Origin of the sequence: Bradyrhizobium sp. CCH5-F6 (assembly GCF_001556045.1) — a bacterium.
GTDB lineage: Bacteria > Pseudomonadota > Alphaproteobacteria > Rhizobiales > Xanthobacteraceae > Bradyrhizobium.
Genome location: NZ_LSIC01000092.1, coordinates 1 through 21,087, shown reverse-complemented (window position 1 = coordinate 21,087; position 21,087 = coordinate 1). Strand labels below are relative to the sequence as shown.

The following is a 21,087-nucleotide window of genomic DNA, read 5'->3' as shown; positions in this document are numbered from 1 at the left end:
TTCCTCCCAGCCCATCAGGTAAAGCTGACGCTCATGCGCGACATCAGCGGGCCATCGTAGGTGATGGCTTTGCCCTCGCCGCCTGCCAATTTCAGCTCGGGCAAGATCAACAAACCGATCAGCGCGCTCGTCAGTATCTCGACTGCGTAATCCTTGGCGGGACATTGGCGAGTGCCGTATCCGAACATCAACCAGCGCAGATCCTCGTGCTGTCCCCACTTGCGAGCGGGGCAAAACCGGCGGCTCTTCTTGATGACACTCGAATCGAACAAGGCAGCGATCGACCAGACCGCCATCTTGCCACCGGCCGGGCATGTTGCGTTGTGGCGGGCGCCCGTCTCGAATTCGGTATCGCGCGGCACGTCGCGGGCGAGCAGCGGAAAGATGGGACGAAAGCGCATCAGCTCGAGCACGTGATTCCGAACGAGGTCGCGGAACGCCTTGTCCTCCCAAACCGCGGTCGGCCCGAGGCGCTCGGCTTCGGCCCGCAACGCCCTGTGCGCCTTCGGACGACCGAGCAGTTCCTGCACAGCCAGTGCTCCGGACTGGACCGTGACCGGATGGGAAATCCATGCAAGACCGACCGCGTTTCGGTCAATCACCTCGGCAGTCTCGTTCACTCCCCACGCGCCCTGAATGTCGCCGCGCACGGCCGCGATGCGTGCACGCAGGGCATCGGAGCAGAGCTCTGCCCGCCGTTGAATCCTCAGCGTCGCCGAGCTTCCGGCCAGGAGCTGGCCGGCGACGTATCGAATTTCCAGGAGATACTGCCGCTGTAGTCCGACGTCCGTGATGCTGCCATGTGCGCCCGCAACTACCCGGGCGGTCGCCGACCCGAAGAGCGGATCCATCGCGCGAAACACGATCCACATCAGGTAGTCCTCGATGAGATCGAACGGCTTCTTCGTTTCGATCGCCGAGAGCTGCGTGACGCGATACTGAGCCTCCTGATCGGCAGCAAGAGGCAGGTTCGAGGCCAGCAGGGCCAGCCGCGCGTCGAGCAAACGCTTGTCGTGATCGTAGAGAGGCCCCGGATCCATGCCGATCAGATAGTTGCCAGCCGATAGATTGGACGCGTGAGCGGTATTGGAAAAGCTCTGCGGCCTCGTCAGGACACCCTTCACGGCGCTAGCCCGCGCCGCCAGTCCGAACCAGCCGCCGACGAACGGCCAGAGCCGAAGGACTGCACCGACGGCGCGCAGGGCAGTCGGATGACGATTGGCCCAGCAGAAGATCCCGTAGAGGAGGCTGCGGAGCCCCGGCGGCATTGCATCAGGAGTGCCGGCTGAGAGTTTCATGCTGCATACCCGTCCTTCCGCCAATCTGCGAGGGCTGCGGCGGCCTGCCTTTGATAGTGGGGCATGCTCAAACGGTCCGCGGCCTCGGCGACTCGCTTGAAATTCGCTTCGGCGCCTGCCAGATCGCCGGCCTGGCGCAAGGTTTCGGCAAGCTCGTACAGGGCTTCGGTCTGGTGGCCATATTCTTCGGCGGCCTGCTCGACCGCCTTGCGTCCGACCGCGATCGCCTCGTCCAGCCGTCCGAGCTTCCGATAGGCAACGCCCAGGCTCACGCGCATGAACGTCCTGCCGTAGGGTCCGGCCGCCTCGTAGATGCGCTCGGCAAACCCCTTCTCCAGCATGGTCGCCGCCTCGGCAGCCTTGCCATTGCGTGCAAGCGCGCTGCCGAGAACGCCCGTGCAAACGGAGAGCATGGTCGGCACGTTGTGCGTCATGCATTGCTGCACGCCCATGCGCATCAAGGGCTCCGCGCGGTCGAGTTCCTCGTTCTCGATCCATATCTGAGATTGGACGGTGTCGATGAGCAGGCGGGAGTACGGGTGGTTGATGTTCGACAATATCTCGTAGGCCTTGGCACAGAGGGCGTTGGCAGCCTCGCTGTCCCCGAGACGCCAGAGCGTGCTGGCGTGAAACGCATACAGATTGATGATGGGAATGGCGGCCCATCCGGGCTGGACGTAGTGCGCCGACAGTTCCGGACCGTAGTCGGACAGCAGGACGTTGGCTTCGACGGCCGCTTCCGCGTATCGCCCGAGCGCATGCAGATGCATGAGGCGCGTCTGATGCGCCGCCATCATCATGTGGCGACGCTTTGCGAGACGGGCCGCCTCCAGACCCAGCGAAGCGTGGCGCAGCCCCAGCTCGAAACGACCGCGCATCCACAAGAACACCGCCGTCTCCGTCGAAACTGCCGCCCGTGCACGCTGGTCGTTCAGTTGCGCGGCAATGGCTTCAGCCCTTTCCATGTTGCTGAAGATGTCGTCGATCTGCCCGAGCGCCAGCATTGCGCCGATGGCTTCCAGCCGAAGCGCAAGCTCCAGGGCCTGCGCGGTCGAAGCGCCGTCGACACGCCGGGCCGCATGGATACCCCTCTCGAACAATTGGAGGGCTTCCTGGTTGGCCGAATGCGAGATGGCTCGCGACATCGACTTGATGGCGAATTTTGCCGCCTGCTCCCATTCCTCGCCTTTGAAGGAATGGTGTGCCAACGCAGGCGCAGCGTCCGGATCCGCGGCCCCCGGCTGTGCGTGCAGCGCCAGGAAGGCCTGCCGATGCAGCGCTTTCAGCCTGTTGCGCGTGAGCACCCCGAGCACGACGTCGCGCACCAACGCGTGGCGGAACGCGAATGCGTGCGCTTCGCTCGTATGCTCGGGGCCCGTCAGCAACCCGGACGCGACGCAAAGACCGAGCAATTCTTCGGCACGTGCGAGGTCCACGGCCTGCATGGTGGCGATCAGGTCGCGCGTAATGGGATCGCCGAGCACAGCCGCAGCCTCGAGCGCGGACTTGGCGGCTTGAGGCAGCCTGTCCGTCCGCGCGCCAATGACTGCGGCGATGGAGCCCGGCACGCGCAGCTCGCCGAGAGCTCGCTGCAGACGGTAGGCGCCGGGCGTTCCCTCCAGCGACCCGTCATCGATCAGGGTGATGACCAACTGCTCGAGGAAGAAAGGATTGCCGTCGGCGCGAGCGACCAGTTCGCTCATGACGCCGAGCACTGATGGATCGTCACCCAGCAGGGCACGTGCGAGCCTCAGCATCTCGCCGTCGCGGAGCGGCTCGATCATACGCTCTGCGAACCAGGGCGCCGCCCGCCATTGATGATCGAAATCGGGCCGATAGCTGACGCAAACCAGAATCGGCAATCCCTGAAGCTTCGGAAGCAACGCCTCGAACAATCTCCGGCTTTCGCGATCGGCCAGGAAGACGTCCTCGAGCACCAGCACGAACGGGCCCGGCTGGGCGCGTCTGCGCACCAGCCACAGCAGTGCCTCGCCAATGCGGCGCCGTCGCTGGATCGGGTTCAGCGCCAGCCAGGCCTGGTCAGGCGCCGCCAGCCCCAACAGGTCGCTGACCGCCGCGAGATGATCGGCCCCCTCGGCGGGCCAGGCCTCGATCAAGGCCCGCTTGGCGGATTGACGTATGTCCGTCCCGTTGACGTGCGCCAGCCCGACCAGGCTGGCGATCAGGTCCGTGGCGGTGTTGTAGGCGCGGGTGCTTGCATAGCCTCTCGCCTGCGAAACGCAGACCTCGAAGCCCTGGCTCGCGAGAGTGGCGGTCCAGTCCGCGATCAAGCGGGACTTTCCGATCCCGGCATCGCCGCACAGCCCGATCGTCCGCATGCCGCCGTTTCGAACGGCCTCGACGTCCCCGGCCAGGATCCGCAAGGACTCTTCGCGGCCGACCAGAGGCGCCCAGCGTTGCTTGCGCGTCAGCGGCGCGGCTGCCGAGCTTTCGGTCTCGACCACGACCTCGTGAAGCTCGATCGGCTCGTCCAATCCGCGTATTGACCTGGTTCCCGCCGGCCGCGTTTCGATCTGCTGCGCGACAAGCCGCTGCGTCGCTGCACTGACCAGAATGCCGCCGGGCGGAGCCAACTTTTCGAGCCGTGACGCCAGGTGAATCGTCTTGCCATCGGCACCATAATGCGACCACCCGTACTGCCCGACGACCCCGACCAGCACCTCTCCCGAATTGATGCCAATCCGCAACTTCGGACTGCCCACTCCTTGCAGGTCGGCGCCGGAAGAGGTTGCTCTCTGCATCTTGAGGGCGGCAAGGCACGCACGTAGCGCGTGGTCCTCCTGCGCCAGGGGCGCGCCGAACAGCGCGACGAGGCCGTCGCCGAGCAACTGGCTGACCGTCCCGCCATAGGTCTCGACTGCTTCGGCCAGTTGATCCAGCGCCTTGCCGAGATAGTTGCGGGCTTCCTCGGGGTCGGCATGCTGCAGCAGTTGAGTGGAGTCGCAGACGTCGGCGAACAGCACGCTGACCTGCTTGTTTTCGGTCAGCATCCTTGACCGCAACGGAGAGGGATCACGCAGCGCGACGACGCGCGGATCCCGATCCGGGATATCGGGCTCGCCAGCGCCACGATTGAGACCCGCGCCGCATCGAGAGCAGAAGCGATGCTCGCGGGAGACACGCGCGGAACAAGAGGGACACCTGGTCATGGCCGCCCTCGCTTCTCAATGAATTTACCGAAATAACCAACGCCTTCTGGCCTGATCATCGTCCCTCCCGGACGTTAATCCGCGCAGCAGAAAAACCAGCCGTCGATCAAAGCAATCAATTTAACTAAACGACGCCGTCGCGCCGACGGAGTCCGCGCACCAGCAATTGAATGTATCCGGAGACAATGCAGTCGGCCCAATTTCAACCGCGCGGGCCGCCGATCATCCCGCGGGGAGCAAAATCAATCCTGAAACAAACAACATCATGTTACGCCCTACACTACTACGTCTAACGGCAATGGCCGGAGTATACGCGTCCCGCACAAATTGAAAAGGTGTCAGTTCACAAAATCGAGGTGCAACCGTCCGTCCGTTTCGCCGTGCTTTCGGGAACAGGCAATCGTCCGCCGAACCGCCTTCAAGGCGCGGCTCTCGCGAACAGGTGCCGCGAAACAGGCGCCCTGTCCTAGCCGAACAGCGTATCGGCGAGCAGCTTCAAGTTCAGCACCACGATGACGCCCGCAACGACCCACGCGAGCGCGGCGACTGACTTCGGAATCGCGAACCGGCCCATCTTGCGGCGGTCGGAGACGAAGCGCACCAGCGGGATGACGGCGAAGGGCAGTTGCATCGACAGCACGACCTGGCTGAACACCAGCAGATCCGCCGTGCCGCGTTCGCCATAGATCGCCGTGACGACGATCACCGGAACGATGGCGATGCCGCGCGTCAGCAGGCGGCGCGCCCAGTTCGGCAGGCGCAGGTCGAGAAAGCCTTCCATCACGATCTGGCCGGCGAGCGTCGCCGTCACCGTCGAGTTCAGGCCCGAGGCGAGCAGCGCTACCGCGAACAGCGTCGAGGCGATGCCGAGGCCGAGCAGCGGCGACAGGAGCTCGAACGCCTGTTCAATCCCGGCAACGTCCGAATGGCCGCTCTTGTGGAAGGTCGCCGCCGCGACCACGAGGATCGCGGCATTGATGAACAGCGCCAGCATCAGGGCGATGGTCGAGTCCGTCGTCGCCCATTTGATCGCCTCGCGGCGACCTTCGTCGTTGCGCTCATAGGCGCGCGTCTGCACGATCGAGGAGTGCAGGTACAGATTATGCGGCATCACGGTCGCGCCGATGATGCCGATCGCGATGTAGAGCATCTCGGAATTGGTGAAGATCTCGCTCTTCGGCACGAAGCCGCGCAGGACCTCCGCCACCGGCGGGGCCGCAGCCACGATCTGGACTGCGAAGCAGACCGCGATCACCACGAGTAGCGCGATGACGAAGGCTTCCAGGAAGCGGAAGCCGCGATTCATCAGAAGCAGCAGCAGGAAGGCGTCGAGCGCGGCGAGCAATGCGCCGCCGATCAGGGGAATGCCGAACAGCAGTTTCAGCGCGATCGCAGTGCCGATCACCTCGGCGAGATCGCAGGCGATGATCGCCGCCTCGCAGGCGAGCCAGAGCAGGAAGTTCACCGGGGGCGAATAGGTCGCGCGGCAGGCCTGCGCGAGGTCGCGGTCGGTGACGATGCCGAGCCGTGCCGCCAGCGACTGGAGCAGGATCGCCATCAAATTCGAGAGCAGGATGACGGAGAGCAGCGTGTAGCCGAACTTCGACCCGCCGGCGAGGTCGGTCGCCCAATTGCCGGGGTCCATGTAGCCGACCGAGACGAGATAGCCCGGACCGACGAAGGCCAGCAGCCGCCGCGACCAGTGGCCAGCGACCGGGATCGCGACCGTGGCATTGACCTCGGCGAGGCTCTTGGTGGTGGGCGCGTCGGCACGCCAGCCGGCGGAGTCGGGGGTTAGTTCGGGCGATCGGGCATCCATGCCGCCAGAATACCCAAGTTCATTCTTATTGCAACTCATTTGCAACTGCATCTAGCCGCACCGTTTTCGCCGCGGCCTGTTGGAGGCCCCGCCCCGTTGTCGGGAAGCGGGTGGGTCTGGTGGTCGTCAGGGTGAACATTGGCGCCAATTCGCCTTTGCAGGATATGAGCCATGTCAACGCCCCCTCGCCTTCCCGACACCTTCAACCGCCTCGCCTGGTCGAACCTGGCGGCGCAATCGGCCGAGCAGATCGCGCTCGCCGCAGCGCCCATCGTCGCCGTGCTGACGTTGGGGGTTGCCGAAGGACGGACCGGCTTGCTCCAGACCGCGCTCACCTTGCCCTTCGTCCTGTTCGCCATTCCCGCGGGCGTGCTCGCGGACCGCATCTCCCGCCGCCGGCTGATGGCGGGGGCCGAGGCGTTGCGGGCCGCCGCGCTCGCCGCCATCGTGCTCCTGCTGACGCTGGGCGCCCTCGACTTGCCGTTGCTGGCCCTGCTCGGCTTCGCTGCCGTGTGCGGCACCGTCGTCTACAGCGTCGCCGCGCCAGCGCTGGTGCCCTCGCTGGTGAGCCCGGACCAGTTGCCCGCCGCCAATGCCCGCATCGAGCTCGCGCGCACCATCGCCTTTGCCAGCGGACCCGCGCTCGGCGGCGTGCTGGTGGGATGGTGGGGCGCAAGCCCGGCGTTCGGCTTTGCCGCGGCGCTCTCGGCTGTCGCGGTCGTGCTGCTCTCGGGCATCTACGAGCCCGCGCGCGCACCGTCGCCGCAGCGCCATCCCCTTCAGGAAATCCGCGAAGGCGCGGCCTTCGTGTTCCACCATCCGCTGCTGCGGCCGATATTCGTCACCCAGTTCATCTTCAACACCGGCTGGTTCCTGCAGATCGCGGTGTTCGTGCCTTACGCCGTGCGGCATCTCGGCTTGTCGGCCGCCGGCGTCGGCACGGTGCTGACGATGTACGGCGTCGGAATGGTGATCGGCGCCCTCCTCGCCACGCGCGTGATGCAGCGCCTCGCGTTTGGCACCGTGGTCGGACTCGGCCCCGTCACCGGCTTCGTCGCCGCATTGGCGATGGCGCTGACGGTGCTGCTCCCCTACCCCTGGCTCGCGGGCCTGAGTTTCTTCCTGCTCGGCGTCGGGCCGATCCTCTGGGTGATCTCGACGACGACGCTGCGCCAGTCGGTGACGCCGCCGCGCCTTCTGGGACGCGTCTCCGCCATCAACATCATGAGCTACGGCGCCCGTCCGCTCGGCTCGGCGCTGGGCGCGATTGTCGGCGGCCTCTGGAGCGCGGAAGCGTGCCTGTATCTCGCCGCCGCCGTCTTCGGACTGCAGGCGCTGGTGATCCTGCTGTCACCTGCTGTGACGCTGGACCGGCAGCCGGACATGGTGGGAGATGAAGCGGCTGCGCGGTGCTAGCCGCGCCGTCATTGCGAGTTCAATTCGCCAGGTACCGCTCGTAGCTCCCCGCCACCGGCTCGCTCGCGTCGACCTCCGGATCGAGCGTGTAGAGATCCTGCGCACGGCCGATGCCGCGCAGGGCGTAACGGCCGGTGGAGACGAGATAGCGGCGCCCCGCGGCGTCGAGGCCCTGGTAGAATTCCGACGAGGCCAGCAGCTCGCGGTCGACCGAGCGGCTCATCGAGGCGATGCGGCTGACCTCGTTGACGGTCGGTCCGACCACGGTGAAGTCGAGACGGTCCTCGCTGCCGATGTTGCCGTAGAAGACCTCTCCGACATGCAGGCCGATATAGGCCGACGTGGTGGGACGGCCGGCCGCGGCGCGGCGGGCGTTCAGCACCGCGACGTTCTTGCGGAACAGATGCTCCGCCCGTAGCGCCGCGCGGCGGGCCGCCGCCATGTCCTCGCCGGTGAACATCGCCAGCACGCCGTCGCCGATCAGCTTCAACACGTCGCCTCCGGCATCGTGGATCGGGTCGATCACGGCCTGCGCGTAGTCGTTGAGGAACGGAATGATCTCGTCGGGGCCGATGCTCTCGCTGATCCCGGTCGAGCCGCGCAGGTCCGAATACCACAGCACGGCGTTGATGCGCTCGGTGATGCCGCGCGAGATTCGCCCGCGCAGCACCTGCTCGGACGCGTCGCGGCCGAGATAGACGCGCCCGAGCGTGCGCGCGATGTCGACCTGCTGCGCCGACTTGATCGCGAGCCCGAGCACCGGGACCAGATCGCGCAGCGCTTCGAGTTCCACCCCGCTGAAGCCGCTCTCGCGCCGCGTGGTCCAGCAGGAATAAAGGCAGTCCATCAGCCCGAGCGCGCCGTTCTCGCCGAAGCGGTGCACGAAGGCGAGATAGTGCTTGTGGCCCTTCTCGGCGAGCTCGCCGATCTGCGAGAAATCCAGCGACGGCGCCTCGGCAAGATCGATCACCATCTCGTCGTGGCCGTGCTCGAGCATGTGGAAGAACACCGAGCGCCGCCAGTTCCTGGCGGCGTCGCCGTCCGCGGTCGAGCCGTATTCGAACGCATCGCTCTCGTTGCTGGGACGGTCGCTCCAGCGGAAGCCGCGCCCCTCGTAGATCGGGTGCAGCGTGTCGATGACGACCAGTGCCCGCGACAGTTCCAGCCCTTCGGCGCAGCAGCGCTCGCAGAAGCCGCGGAGCAGTTCGTTTTCAGGAAGGCCCGTGAGCCCCTGGCCGGTCAGCCAGTTCATCAGCGCAACGCGCGAGGTCAATTGCATGCGCCATTATGGCGTGCCTTCGTGACGAACGAAAGGCCGCGCGTACGGTGCAGCCGAGCCTTCCGTTCTCAGCAGGTCGAATATGTCGCAGGCGCTGTTGACGCGCTCTCGCCGCAAGCGGCAAATGCAGGAGATGACGCAACCGGGCCGAAGCACGAGGACATGACCCAGCGCCAGCTTCCAATCATCTTGGCGCTCGGCACCACGCAAACCCTGGCCTGGGCTTCGAGCTATTATGTGCCGGCGCTGCTCGCCGATCCCATGGCGCGCGACCTCGGCGTCTCCTCCAACTGGATCTTCGGCGCGTTTTCGGCCGCGCTGGTGATCTCGGCCATGCTCGGCCCGCGCATCGGACGGCAGATCGATCTCGTCGGCGGCCGTCAGGTGCTGTCGACCTCGAACCTGATCATTGCCGCCGGCCTCGTGCTCCTTGGGTTCTCGCAATCGATCGCGGTGATGGCGATCGCCTGGCTCGTGCTCGGCATCGGCATGGCGATGGGGCTCTACGACGCCGCCTTCGCAGCGCTCGGCCGCATCTACGGCACCGAGGCGCGCAGGCCCATCACCGGAATCACGCTGATGGCGGGCTTCGCTTCTACCGTCGGCTGGCCGCTCACCGCCTGGGGCATCGCCCATATCGGCTGGCGCGACACCTGCTTTGCCTGGGCTGCCGCCAACATCCTGATCGGCCTGCCGCTCAATTTCTTCATGCTGCCGGCGATCAAGGGCGCGAAGCAGGCTGCGGCCACGGCCGAGAAGCCGCATTTGCCGCTCGACCGCACCATGCTCCTGCTCGCCTTCATCTTTGCCGCGGTCTGGACCGTCACCGGCGCGATGGCCGCGCATTTCCCGCGCATCCTCGAGGCGACAGGGGCCACGCCGGCCGAGGCGATCGCGGCCGGCGCCCTGATCGGCCCGGCGCAAGTCGGGGCGCGCATGTTGGAGGCCGGCTTCCTCAGCCGCTTCCATCCGCTGTGGTCGACACGCCTCGCCTGCCTCACCCATCCGCTCGGCGCCGTGATCGTCGCGATCTTCGGCGGCGCTGCCGCGAGCGCCTTTGCGCTACTCTACGGCTCGGGCAACGGCATCCTGACCATCGCGCGCGGCACCCTGCCGCTGGCGATCTTCGGCCCGAAGGATTTCGGCTATCGCCTCGGCATCATCGGCGCTCCGGCGCGGATGGCGCAGGCAGTGGCGCCGCTGGTGTTCGGCCTGCTCATCGACGTCATGGGCGCCAAGGTGCTGATCGTCTCGTCCGCGCTCAGCCTCTCGGCCTTGGCGGCGCTGTTCCTGATCCGCCCCGTGCAGCGGCCTGATTGACGGCACGGCCGCTTTCGCGCACAAGCGAGCGATGAGCGACGATGCCGGCCCGCCCCGCACATTCAAAGGCCTCCTGCGCTGGGCGACCACGCCGCCGCAGGCCTGGGGCGTCTACCTCCTCGCCGTCCTCTTGGTGTGGCTGATCTCGTTCTATGCCGGCACGCTGAAGCCGAAGAAGACACCGGACGCGAGCCCGCCGGCGGTGACGGCGCCGAAGAGCTGAGGCAGCCTTCCCCGCAGCACATCCTTCGAGACGCCCGCCGTTGGCGGGCCCTCAGGATGAGGATCGAATGTGCTGCGCCGGATTAAACGCGCATCACAATGCCGTTCAGCCTCATCCTGAGGGACCGCGAAGCGGTCGTCTCGAAGGACGAGGCGCTTGCTCCGGCGCCGCCGCGACGCAGTTAGCTCCCGTCAATGCGGGCAGGTCTCCACCTCGACCGTGACGTGGCTGAGGCCCTTCAGTCCCGCGAGCCGCCGCTTGTAGACGGCCGGCTGCTTCGGCTTGTCCGACACCACCGAGAGCAGCACGGCACAATGGCCGGGGCCGACCTGCCAGAGATGGAGGTCGGTGACGCGATCGTCGCCGACCTCCATGCGGGCCCGGATCACCCGCTCCAGCTTCTCGTCGGCGCGCACGTCGAGGAGCACCGCACCCGACGACTTGATCAGGCCGAACGCCCAGCTCGCGATCACGACGCTGCCGATCAGGCCCACCGCCGGATCGGCCCAGACCCAGCCCGAATACATGGCGACGGCGAGCGCTGCGATCGCCAGCACCGAGGTCGCGGCATCGGTCATGACATGGACATAGGCCGCGCGAAGGTTGTTGTCGTGGTGATGGTGGTGATGATGATGGCCGTGATCATGATCGTCGTGGTCATCATGCGCATGGCCATGCTCGTGACCGTGATGGTGATGATCGTGGTGATCGCGCAGCAGCCACACGCTGGCGAGATTGACGCACAAGCCGAGCGCAGCGACGGCCATGGCTTCGCCATAGACGATCGGCACCGGCGTGATCAGCCGCAGCACGCTCTCATAGGCGATCTCGACCGCAACCAGGCCCAGGATGATCGCGCTGGCGAAGGCGGCAAGATCCCCGAACTTGCCGGTGCCGAAGGTGAAATGGGAATTCCCCAGGTGTCGGCGCGCGAAACGATAGGCGAAGGCGGCAATGCCGAGCGCCGCCGCATGCGTGCCCATGTGCCAGCCGTCGGCCAAGAGCGCCATCGAACCGAACAGCGATCCTGCCACGATCTCGCCGACCATCATGACAAGCGTCAGGACGACCACGAGCCAGGTGCGCCGCTCGTTCTCGTCGTGCTTCTCGCCGAGGAAGGCGTGGTCATGGGTCCATTGTTCGATGGAGTGGGAATGCATCGAATTCTCCCGAGAGATTCAGGTCTGTCGGCGTGCAGTATAGACGGCGGGCACCGATTTTCTAAGGTCCAACCGTCCCGCGGATTGACAGTGCCGCTTAGTTTCGCTGTAATCTGCGGCATGGGGATTTGAGCGATCTCCCCACGAGGCGACAGGCCCAAGCATCGCGTCCCGTTGGTTCTTGCGAGGACGCATCATGTCAACATTCACGACCATATCATCCGACAAACTGGCACGGCTGATCGGCACGGCGAACGCGCCTGCGCTGATCGATGTGCGGACCGACGAGGATTTTGCCGCCGACCGGCGGCTGATCCCCGGCTCCATCAAGCTCAGCCACGACAATGTGACGGACTGGGGCGGCGCCTTCGCCGGCCGCCGCGCCGTCGTCTCCTGCCTCCGCGGCGAGAAGCTCGCGCAAGGCACCGCGGCCTGGCTGCGCCAGCTCGGCGTGCAAGCCGAAACGCTGGAGGGCGGCTTCGAGGGCTGGAAGGCGGCCAAACTGCCGCTGGTCGATGCCCGCAAGTTGCCGCCACGCGATGCCAGGGGGCGCACCGTCTGGGTCACCCGGGCGCGGCCCAAGGTCGATCGCATTGCCTGCCCCTGGCTGATCCGCCGCTTCGTCGATCCCAACGCGGTGTTCCTCTACGTCGCGCCGTCCGAGGTGGTCGGCGTCGGCGAGCGCTTTGGCGCCGCGCCCTTCGACATCGAGAACGTGTTCTGGAGCCACCGTGGCGAGCTCTGCACCTTCGACGTGATGATCGAGGAATTCGAGATCGCAACGCCGGCCTTGCTGCGACTAGCCACCCTGGTGCGCGGCGCCGACACCGCGCGGCCGGATCTCGCGCCGGAGGCACCGGGACTGCTCGCGGCCTCGCTCGGTCTGTCCCGGATGTACGACGACGACCTCGAACAGCTCGAGGCCGGCATGCTGCTCTACGACGCCTTCTACCGCTGGTGCCGCGACGCCACCGCCGAGACCCACAACTGGCCGACCAACAAGGTGAAGGCGTAGATGGACACCCGTAACGTTCAAGCGGGAGCTGACGCCGGTCACGGCGTCAGCTTCAACGAGGCCTTTCGCGTCTGGCTCCGCGTCGCGTCCTTGAGCTTCGGCGGGCCCGCGGGCCAGATCGCGGTGATGCACCGTATCCTGGTCGAAGAGAAGAAGTGGATCTCCGAGGGCCGTTTCCTGCATGCGCTGAACTACTGCATGCTGCTGCCGGGACCGGAGGCGCAGCAGCTCGCGACCTATGTCGGCTGGCTGATGCATCGCACCGCCGGCGGCCTGATGGCGGGCGGGCTGTTCATCCTGCCCGGCATCATCGCCATCATGGGACTGAGTTACATCTATGCCGCATTCGGCAATGTCAGCTTCGTCGAGGCGCTGTTCTTCGGCCTGAAGGCCGCCGTGCTCGCCATCGTCGTCGAGGCCGTGGTGCGCGTCGGCAAGCGCGCGCTGAAGAACCGCATCATGATCGCGCTCGCGGCCGCGGCCTTCGTCGCGATTTTCTTCTTCGCGGTCCCCTTCCCGATCATCATCATCGCCGCCGGCATCATCGGCTATGCCGGCGCACGAAGCGGCCGTCCGGAGTTCGCGCCGGCCGGTCACGGTCCCGCCGGCAGCGGCGCCGTGATCGACAGCATGCTCGGCGATGCCGTGCCCGCGCACGTGCGTCCCAACACGGCGCGCGCGATCCGCCTCAGTGCACTCTGGCTGGCGCTGTGGCTGGTGCCGGTGATCGCGCTGCTGGTACTCGTCGGACAGGCCAATGTGTTCAGCCAGATCGCATTGTTCTTCTCGAAGATGGCGCTGGTCACCTTCGGCGGTGCCTACGCCGTGCTGGCCTACGTCGCCCAGCAGGCGGTCGAGCATTATCACTGGCTGAAACCGCACGAGATGCTCGACGGCCTCGGCATGGCCGAGACCACGCCGGGCCCGCTGATCATGGTGCTGCAATTCGTGGGCTTCATGGCGGCCTACCGCGATCCCGGCGGCCTGTCGCCGATGCTGGCGGCGACGCTCGGCGGCCTGCTCGCGACCTGGGTCACCTTCACACCCTGCTTCCTCTGGATCTTCGTCGGCGCCCCCTATATCGAGCGCCTGCGCGGCAACATTGGCCTCGCCGGTGCGCTCAGCGCAATCACCGCCGCCGTCGTCGGCGTGATCCTCAACCTCTCGATCTGGTTCGCGCTCCACACGCTGTTCCGCGAGACCGTGCCGGTGCATGCGTTCCCGCTGAACTTCGACAGGCCGGTGCTGACGAGCGTCGATGTGCCCGCGCTGCTGCTGGCGATCGCGGCGGCAACCGCGATCTTCCGGTTCAAGCTGGGGATGTTGACGGTGCTGGCGGGGAGCTGCGCGGCGGGTGTGGGGCTAAGGCTGGCGGGCATCATTTAGAAGAGGAACGCGCCGGTACGCTGCCCGCCTTGAATGTCCTGGGGCCGTCGACGGCTTGGCCTCAGGCTGCAGTGTCCAATTGGCTGAGCGCAATCTTGATATCCTTGGCGGGCGGCAGCCCGAACATACGCCCATATTCTCTCGTGAATTGCGGCACGCTCTCGTAACCTACTTCGAAGGCCGCGCTGCTCACTTCCAGGCCCTCCGACAGCATCCTCCTACGCGCCTCGATGAGCCGCAGCTGCTTCTGAAATTGCAAGGGACTAAGAGACGTAATCGCACGGAAGTGCTGGTGAAACGAGGACGGACTCATGGCAGCCGCTTCCGCCAGGCGTTCGACGCGCAGCGGCTTTGTATATTCCGATCGAATGATCGCGACGGCGCGCGCGATTCGTTGCGCATGGCTATCGGCCACTCCCAGAGCCCTTATCGCTGCACCGTGTCGCCCCGCCAGCAGCCAGTAGTGGATTTCGCGAACGAACTGAGATCGCAGAACCGGCAAAGAAGACGGGCGCTCGAGCAGCCGCATCAATCGGAGCGCGGCATCGGCAACCTCCGAATCAGTCGGATCGACGCGCACGGGAGAGCCTTTCTGTTCCGGAGCCAGGTTCATCTCCACGATCAGGCTCGCGATCATCGCCGGGTCGAGCTCAACGACCAGAGAAACATAGGGGACTCGCGCGCTGGCACGGGTGATCTGGCTGACGGTTGGAACATCCGCAGAGATCAGGAGCGACTCCCCCGCGCCGAAATCGAAGGTGTGCGATCCCATCGTCACGCGTTTACGGCCCTGCAGGACAAGCGCAACAAGCGGCCGGTTGATCGCGTGCTGGAGCTGGCCCTGTGTCGCGGCTCGTATGGCCGTAAGCCCGGGGATCGGCGTCGTGGCGGCGCCGTTCTGGTCGGAATGCAAATCCGCGTAGCGGCGAACAACTTCGAGCAAGGTCGTCGTCATTCCGCGAATTTACAGCAACCGCGGGCTCCGGCAACCCGACATGGCTTGGACTGCTCCGGCGCGGCGGCCATTTGGAGGAATAGGCAAGAATCCTCAAGGATCCGACAACTGCAATGTTGCGGTGTGTGCCACCTTCGCCGCGTCAACGAAGGAGACATGACATGGCTAAAATCGCAATCGTCACCGGCGCGAGCCGCGGGCTTGGCCGCAACATGGCCGTCAACATCGCGCGCAAGGGCAGTGACGTCATCATCACGTACCGCAGTCGTGCGGATCTCGCGGAGAGCGTCGTTTCTGAGATCAAGGCGCTCGGACGCCGGGCCTTGGCCTTTCAGTTGGACAGCGCCGACGTCGCCAAATTTCCGATCTTCGCGCAAACACTGGGTCAGGCGCTGAAGGAAACATTTGATCGAGAGAACTTCGACCACCTCGTGCACAATGCCGGCGACGGCCTCTTCGCCACGCTCGGCGAGACCACCGAGGCTCAATTCGATCAACAGATGAACCTGCATGTCAAAGGCGTATTCTTCCTGACGCAGGCTCTCTTGCCGTTGATGGCAGACGGCGGCTCGATCGTGACCATCGGCAGCGGCCTGACACGGGTCACCTATCCGGGCTTCGCCGTCTACACCATGGCGAAAGCCGCTGCCGACATGATGGCGGTCTGCATGGCCAGGGAGCTTGGACCGCGTGGAATCCGCGTCAATAGCGTTGCGCCTGGGGCAATCGAAACCGACTTCGGCGGTGGCCTGGTGCGCGACAATCCGGACGTGAACAAGCAATTTGCCGCCATGACAGCGCTGGGCCGCGTTGGCGTCCCGGATGATATCGGTCCGATGGTCGCGAGCCTGTTGAGTGAGGACAATCGCTGGGTCACGGGACAACGGATCGAGGTATCAGGCGGTCAGACGATCTGAGCGCGAATATCGCTCAGGGGATCAAAGGCCGCTCTATCAGTTTGGAGCGGCCCTTGTGTGCCCCAGTCTGTCTCAAAACAACAACCTAAAGGGCGACGACGATTCATCCTAATCGCATCGCGCTTTAGGCCATGACGTCGCGTCCAGGTCGGACTCGACAATCCTACCCGTCGGGCAAAGCAGCCGCGGTCACTTTTCGAACTGACCGAAAGACGAGCGGATGACGAGAAGGCCCGCCATGGCGGGGACTTCATCGTTGAGTCCTGCTTTCGGCGTCGGCTCAGTGGATGTCGCGCCGAGATTTAAGCGACGATGCTGGTCGTAGTTCGCAGTGCAGTCACCAACGCATCAGTATCTTGTAGCGAATGTCGCTTCCCCAAACCAAATCGATCCGAATAACGGCTCCGTCTTGAAAGGGAGCAACGTTGTAGACCTTGCAGTCGGCGAGGCCGACAAAAGGTACATTGTTCCCGTCGACTTCGGTCACGCTGGCGACCATGTTCGAACCTGAACTGATGCCAAGCCCAGTGGCGTTGCCTCTCACATTGATCCGACCGCGACCCACGCCGGTGATGAAGCCTTCGCCCCGCGTGATAATTTCTTCGGCTGACTTCGCTGTTTGTATCGTTGCTTCTTGCATTTCCTCAGGCGGAGCAAGCGACGTACCAGAATATGTTGTCATCTTAAGACTCCCAAAAAAGCCCCTCGCCATTCTATCTAAAGTAGTTTGCAACGATAGGATGTTAGCTCGTTCACAGTGTCCGTGTTAAATCGGACCGCAAGACGAGAGGGCGTTTTGGGGGAAGCGCGTCGGCTTCATCGGCTTCGGGGAGGACATGGTCCGGCGGGCAAAACACCCGGTCAGTTTGACGACCCCGCCTGTCAAGTCCTACGTGCAAAACATTCCACTTTACCGAATTTCGGATTTGTCGTACAAGCGAAACACCCCGGCCCGAGACAAGGGGCGGATCGCGATCGTCACGAACCGCGGGCCGGGCAGCGATGGACGCGACGGCGTCGGGCGCAACGGCATTGCAGGGCGGCTTCGGCCGTGAGCAATGGCCTTCGCGCATACGACACGACGCTGACAGCGTCTTCGCATGGCTTCGGGGGCGAGCACACGCCACCCCTCGGATTCCCAGCGAAGACGTGCGCGTACGGAGAAGTCGTGTGGTCCTGACGCCCGGGGTCTGTGCGTCAAGCCTTGCGGTGATGTGGCGGCCGACCGGCACGCGCATCGATCATCCGCAAGGCGACGGGGGCAATAGTGCAACGCTCCCCGAGGAGAGCACGAAGGACACCGTTAAAACCATTCGCGCAGGGAAGGCCGGGCGACCGGCAACACCTGTAGTCCACCCCGTGTGCATTTCTATCGCGCACGGACTCGGGTGCCGCCGGCGCCCGGCCTTCCCTGCGCCCTTGTCTCGACGGGGGCGATGCGAGAAGCACAAACTCGGGCGAGACGCGCCGCGAGAAGGCGAACGTGCATCTGATGTTTGAACTGTGAAATGGGAAGCGATGGCCGCACCGCTTGCTCCGTCATTGCGAGCGCAGCGAAGCAATCCAGACTATCACCGCGGAAAGATTCTGGATTGCTTCGCTGCGCTCGCAATGACGCGGAGGGAGCGGCGAGCACCACACTCGGTGTCATCGCCCGGCTTGACCGGGCGATCCAGTACTCCGAGACGAACGTGATTGAGAAGATAGGCCGCGGCGTACTGGATGCCCCGGTCGAGCCGGGGCATGACACCATCTTTTGGCGCTACCGCATCATCATCCGCGCGATCGCTTCCCCGATCACCACCGTCGTGAAATGCGTGTTGGCGCGGCAGTCCGACGGCATGATCGAGGCGTCGGCGACGCGCAGGCCGTTTATCCCCTTCACCGTGCCGTCGGGATTCACCACGCCGTCGGCATCCCCCACGGCGCTCATGCGGCAGCTGCCGGCGGCATGCTGGATGTCGCCGGTCTCACGACGCAGCACCGCGTCGAGCTCATGATCCGGCAGGCTTGCTGCCTGCGGCAGCGTCAGGTCGGTGTCGGCGAGCCTGATCCAGTCGGCGATGCCGGACAGCGCCGGCTGGGAGGTGATCACCGCCAAGCGCTTCACCGCATCCATCATCCGCAGCATGTCGCGGGGATCGGCCAGCATGTTCTCCTCGACCACAGGATCGATCGATGGATCGGTCGAGGCCAGTTTGAGCGTTCCACGCGAATACGCATTGAACAGCCCGGCGCCAATCGCCCCCGATACGCCGATGCCGCGGTGGTTGAAGGCGATCAGGATCATGTCGCGCTTGCCGCCATTGGCGAGGCCCGAAGAATAGGTCACGCAGCAATTGGTGTGGCGGGTGTCGGGATCGGTGGGACGAAGCGCCTCCCGGAGCTGGATGGTGGCGCGAAACAGCGGGTGGTCGAAGAAATGCTTGCCGACCGGCAGATCGCGCGCGACCGAGATCCCCATCGCCTTCAATTCCTCGGCGGGGCCAATGCCCGAGCGCAGCAGGATCGCCGGACTGTGAATCGCCCCGGCGCACAGCACGATCTGGCGCGCGCTGATCTCGTGGGTGCCCTGCCCCTCGATATGAACGCGGACGCCGGTCGCCCGGCCGTCGCTGATCAGCACGCGATCGACCAGCGCATGCCCGCGGATCTCCAGATTGGCACGGCCGCGCGCGGGCTCGAGATAGCCCTCATTGGTGGTGATGCGGCGGCTGTCCCGGCTGTTGATGGGATAGCAGGCGACGCCCTCGCCGTCCGGTCCGTTGACATCGGCACACCAAGGATACCCGCTCGCCAGCGCCGCGTCGCGCAAGCCGCGATCGATCGGGCCCCATGTCTCCGGCGGCGCGCGATAGACCGGCAAGGGTCCGCCGCGTCCGTGGCCGTCGGCATCGCCGAACTCCAGATCGTCCTCGATCACCGAGAACAGCGGCATCACCTCCCTGGCCGACCAGCCGGTGCAGCCATTGGCCGCCCATTCGTCGAATGCGTCGGCCACGCCGCGGATAGCGATCTGGCCGTTCATCATCGACGAGCCGCCCAGCCCCTTGCCGCGCCAGTAGAAGCGAGGCTCCTGCCCCGCCACCCGGCGCGTCAACAGGTCGGGCCATTGCCATTTCTCCTGGTATTCGCGCTTGTGAATGATCGGGATGGGATTGGGCGTCCGCACCTCCCAGGGCGCCTCGTCGGCGCGCCAGTCGCGCCCCGCTTCGAGCAGCAGGACGCGCCGGGCGGGATCCTCGGAAAGCCGGGCCGCAACAGCGGCGCCGGCGGAGCCGCCGCCGACAACAATGACATCGTACATCGCGTTACTTCTCAACGTTCCAGAACACCGGGATGGCGGACGGTATCAGACCGCGCAACGTCGCGCGATAGGCGGCGGGCTGCGCGAACTGGCCCCACGGAATGCCGGGAGCCTGATCGTACATGACGGCCTGGATCTCGCCCGCGATCTTCTTGCGGTCCTCCTCGGCCGGCGCCTTGGCAAAGGCTTCCATCAAGGGCGTGATGCGCTGATCGCATTGCCAGCCGGTGAAGTCGGCGCAGTTGAAGGCAACCATGACGTTGGTCAGCGGCGAACCCAGATCGAAGCCGCCGGCGTGAACACCATAGACGCTCCAGCCTTCCTTCTTGGCGCGGCGCGCCAGCACGCTCGCCCAATCCATCACCTGCAGATCGACGTTGAAGCCGGCGGCCTTCAGCCGCTCCGCAAGCACCTGCGCCGAGACGCGCGGCGCTTCGAGATCGTTGGCCTGCATGACGATGACGGGCTCGCCGGCATATTTGGTCGCCTTCAGCGCGGCCTTCGCCGCTTCGATCGAGGGCTTGGCTGCAGCTTCGGTGCCGGCCTTGCTTTCATAGGTGGTGCCGCAGGTGAAGAACGTCGCGCAAGGCGTGGCGTATTTGGCATCGAGCCCGAGCGCATCCAGCACCTCGCGCTGATCGACCAGCTTCCACAGCACGCGCCGGATCGCGGGATCGTCGAACGGTTTCGACGCGGCGTTGAGACGATAGGCGCCCGCGAACATGTTGCCGCCTGTGAAGTTGACGAGCTTGACGCGCGAATTCTTCTCCATCTGCGGCAGCAGATCGAACGGGGCGTATTGCATGAAGTCGACCTCGCCGGCCTGCAATGCGGACGCCGCGGTCGATCCGTCGGGAATGACGCGGATCTCGAGCGTATCGACGTTGACGCGCTTGCCGCCGGCCAGGAAGTCGGCTGGCTCGGGGCGCGGCACATAGTCGGCGAATTTCTTCAGGATCATGCGGTCGCCGGTGCGGTGATCGGCCTTGCTGTAGACGAAGGGACCCGAGCCGACGATCTCGGTGATGCGCTGGTCGCCGGGCGTCTTCGCGATCCGCTCAGGCATCATGAAGGCGACGGGGCTGACGGGATTGCCGAGCGCGTCGATGACGAGACCGGACGGCTCCTTCAAGGTCAGCACGAAGGTCTTGGCATCGGTCGGCTCGAGCGACGCCGTGATCGCGAAGATGCGGCGGCCGAGCGCGCTGCGGGTACCCCAGCGACGCAGCGAGGCCACGCAATCGGCGGCCGTAACAGGCTGGCCGTCATGCCACTTCAGGCCGTCGCGCAGCGTGAAAGTGTAGGTCAAGTTGTCGGGCGAGACCTTCCATTCCTGCACCATCTGCGGCTTCATATCGCCCTTGGAATCCTTCGCAAACAGCGTATCGAACACCATGTAGCCAAACGTGCGCGAAATGTAGGCCGTGGAGAAATGCGGATCGAGGGTGACGATTTCCGCCTCGAGCACTGCGACGAGATTGCCCGCCGCATGCGCGGGCGCCGCGGCCAGCGCGAGGCCGAGAAGCGCGGGGACGAAAGACTTGAGTTTGAACATTGGTTTCTTCTTGCCTTGGCGAAACGGTTACGGTCGCCAGCAAAAAGCAATGTTCGTGCCCACACGGCAGAAGGACGTATGCGCACACGGCTATCAGCCGCGCGTTTGCGGCTACACCGTCGGTGTCATCGCCCGGATTGACCGGGCGACCCAGTATTCCAAAGATCCTGTGATGATACGGAAAGGCCGCGGCGTACTGGGCGGATTCAACTGTTCGTCGCAACACTTCAGCGAAGGAGGTTGCGATGGCGAGTTTTGTGCGAGCAG

Annotated in this window: 16 protein-coding genes; 7 read left to right on the top strand and 9 right to left on the bottom strand. The window is 65.2% G+C overall.

Going from position 1 to position 21,087, the window contains the following annotated elements:
- Positions 1–14 precede the first annotated feature (14 nt).
- The 3 genes from AX729_RS16190 to AX729_RS16180 all read right to left on the bottom strand — a co-directional run bounded on the left by AX729_RS16190 (position 15) and on the right by AX729_RS16180 (position 6,287).
- Positions 15–1,004, bottom strand: coding sequence for a cytochrome P450 (locus AX729_RS16190; protein WP_245325224.1), 990 nt, complete (start codon positions 1,002–1,004; stop codon positions 15–17).
- A gap of 290 nt (positions 1,005–1,294) precedes the next feature.
- A complete protein-coding gene (locus AX729_RS16185; protein WP_245325223.1) occupies positions 1,295–4,309 on the bottom strand; it encodes an ATP-binding protein in 3,015 nt (1,004 codons plus the stop codon).
- Between the two features lie 625 nt (positions 4,310–4,934).
- Complete coding sequence (locus AX729_RS16180; protein ID WP_061024722.1) at positions 4,935–6,287, bottom strand: Nramp family divalent metal transporter; 1,353 nt, start codon at positions 6,285–6,287, stop codon at positions 4,935–4,937.
- 171 nt (positions 6,288–6,458) lie between these two features.
- Here AX729_RS16180 and AX729_RS16175 point away from each other — a divergent pair, with 171 nt between their 5' ends.
- A complete protein-coding gene (locus AX729_RS16175; protein ID WP_061024720.1) occupies positions 6,459–7,703 on the top strand; it encodes an MFS transporter in 1,245 nt (414 codons plus the stop codon).
- Positions 7,704–7,722: 19 nt separating this feature from the next.
- On the opposite strand, the gene AX729_RS16170 is transcribed toward AX729_RS16175, so the two are convergent.
- Positions 7,723–8,982 carry an adenylate/guanylate cyclase domain-containing protein gene (locus AX729_RS16170; RefSeq protein ID WP_061024718.1) on the bottom strand — a complete coding sequence of 420 codons (1,260 nt, stop codon included), beginning with the start codon at positions 8,980–8,982 and terminating at the stop codon, positions 7,723–7,725.
- Between the two features lie 162 nt (positions 8,983–9,144).
- On the opposite strand from AX729_RS16170, the gene AX729_RS16165 reads away from it, so the two are divergent.
- Entirely contained in the window at positions 9,145–10,302 is a 1,158-nt protein-coding gene (locus AX729_RS16165; RefSeq protein ID WP_061024717.1) for an MFS transporter, read from the top strand.
- Between the two features lie 31 nt (positions 10,303–10,333).
- Positions 10,334–10,525 carry a hypothetical protein gene (locus AX729_RS16160; RefSeq protein WP_061024716.1) on the top strand — a complete coding sequence of 64 codons (192 nt, stop codon included), beginning with the start codon at positions 10,334–10,336 and terminating at the stop codon, positions 10,523–10,525.
- 191 nt (positions 10,526–10,716) lie between these two features.
- On the opposite strand, the gene dmeF is transcribed toward AX729_RS16160, so the two are convergent.
- Positions 10,717–11,685, bottom strand: a complete 969-nt coding sequence (gene dmeF / locus AX729_RS16155; protein WP_061024714.1) for a CDF family Co(II)/Ni(II) efflux transporter DmeF — start codon at positions 11,683–11,685, stop codon at positions 10,717–10,719.
- A 196-nt stretch (positions 11,686–11,881) separates the two neighbouring features.
- Between dmeF and AX729_RS16150 the strand changes: the two genes are divergently transcribed.
- A complete protein-coding gene (locus AX729_RS16150; RefSeq protein WP_061024712.1) occupies positions 11,882–12,700 on the top strand; it encodes a chromate resistance protein ChrB domain-containing protein in 819 nt (272 codons plus the stop codon).
- Positions 12,701–14,086, top strand: coding sequence for a chromate efflux transporter (chrA, locus tag AX729_RS16145; RefSeq protein ID WP_061024710.1), 1,386 nt, complete (start codon positions 12,701–12,703; stop codon positions 14,084–14,086).
- A 61-nt stretch (positions 14,087–14,147) separates the two neighbouring features.
- Here the strand turns inward: chrA and AX729_RS16140 are convergent, their stop codons facing one another.
- Positions 14,148–15,041, bottom strand: a complete 894-nt coding sequence (locus AX729_RS16140) for an AraC family transcriptional regulator (protein WP_061024708.1) — start codon at positions 15,039–15,041, stop codon at positions 14,148–14,150.
- Positions 15,042–15,202: 161 nt separating this feature from the next.
- Here AX729_RS16140 and AX729_RS16135 point away from each other — a divergent pair, with 161 nt between their 5' ends.
- The gene (locus AX729_RS16135) at positions 15,203–15,958 is read left to right on the top strand and encodes an SDR family NAD(P)-dependent oxidoreductase (protein ID WP_061024706.1); all 756 of its coding nucleotides are present in this window, start codon (positions 15,203–15,205) and stop codon (positions 15,956–15,958) included.
- A 337-nt stretch (positions 15,959–16,295) separates the two neighbouring features.
- On the opposite strand, the gene AX729_RS16130 is transcribed toward AX729_RS16135, so the two are convergent.
- From AX729_RS16130 to AX729_RS16120, 3 genes are all read right to left on the bottom strand, one after another.
- Positions 16,296–16,640, bottom strand: a complete 345-nt coding sequence (locus AX729_RS16130; RefSeq protein WP_156457001.1) for a hypothetical protein — start codon at positions 16,638–16,640, stop codon at positions 16,296–16,298.
- 1,080 nt (positions 16,641–17,720) lie between these two features.
- Positions 17,721–19,265 carry a GMC family oxidoreductase gene (locus AX729_RS16125; RefSeq protein ID WP_061024701.1) on the bottom strand — a complete coding sequence of 515 codons (1,545 nt, stop codon included), beginning with the start codon at positions 19,263–19,265 and terminating at the stop codon, positions 17,721–17,723.
- Between the two features lie 4 nt (positions 19,266–19,269).
- Positions 19,270–20,820, bottom strand: coding sequence for an ABC transporter substrate-binding protein (locus AX729_RS16120; protein WP_061024699.1), 1,551 nt, complete (start codon positions 20,818–20,820; stop codon positions 19,270–19,272).
- On the opposite strand from AX729_RS16120, the gene AX729_RS40925 reads away from it, so the two are divergent.
- On the top strand, positions 20,807–21,087 hold a 281-nt coding region (locus AX729_RS40925), incomplete at its 3' end, for a hypothetical protein (RefSeq protein ID WP_210183197.1). The two genes, AX729_RS16120 and AX729_RS40925, sit on opposite strands and share 14 nt — an antisense overlap.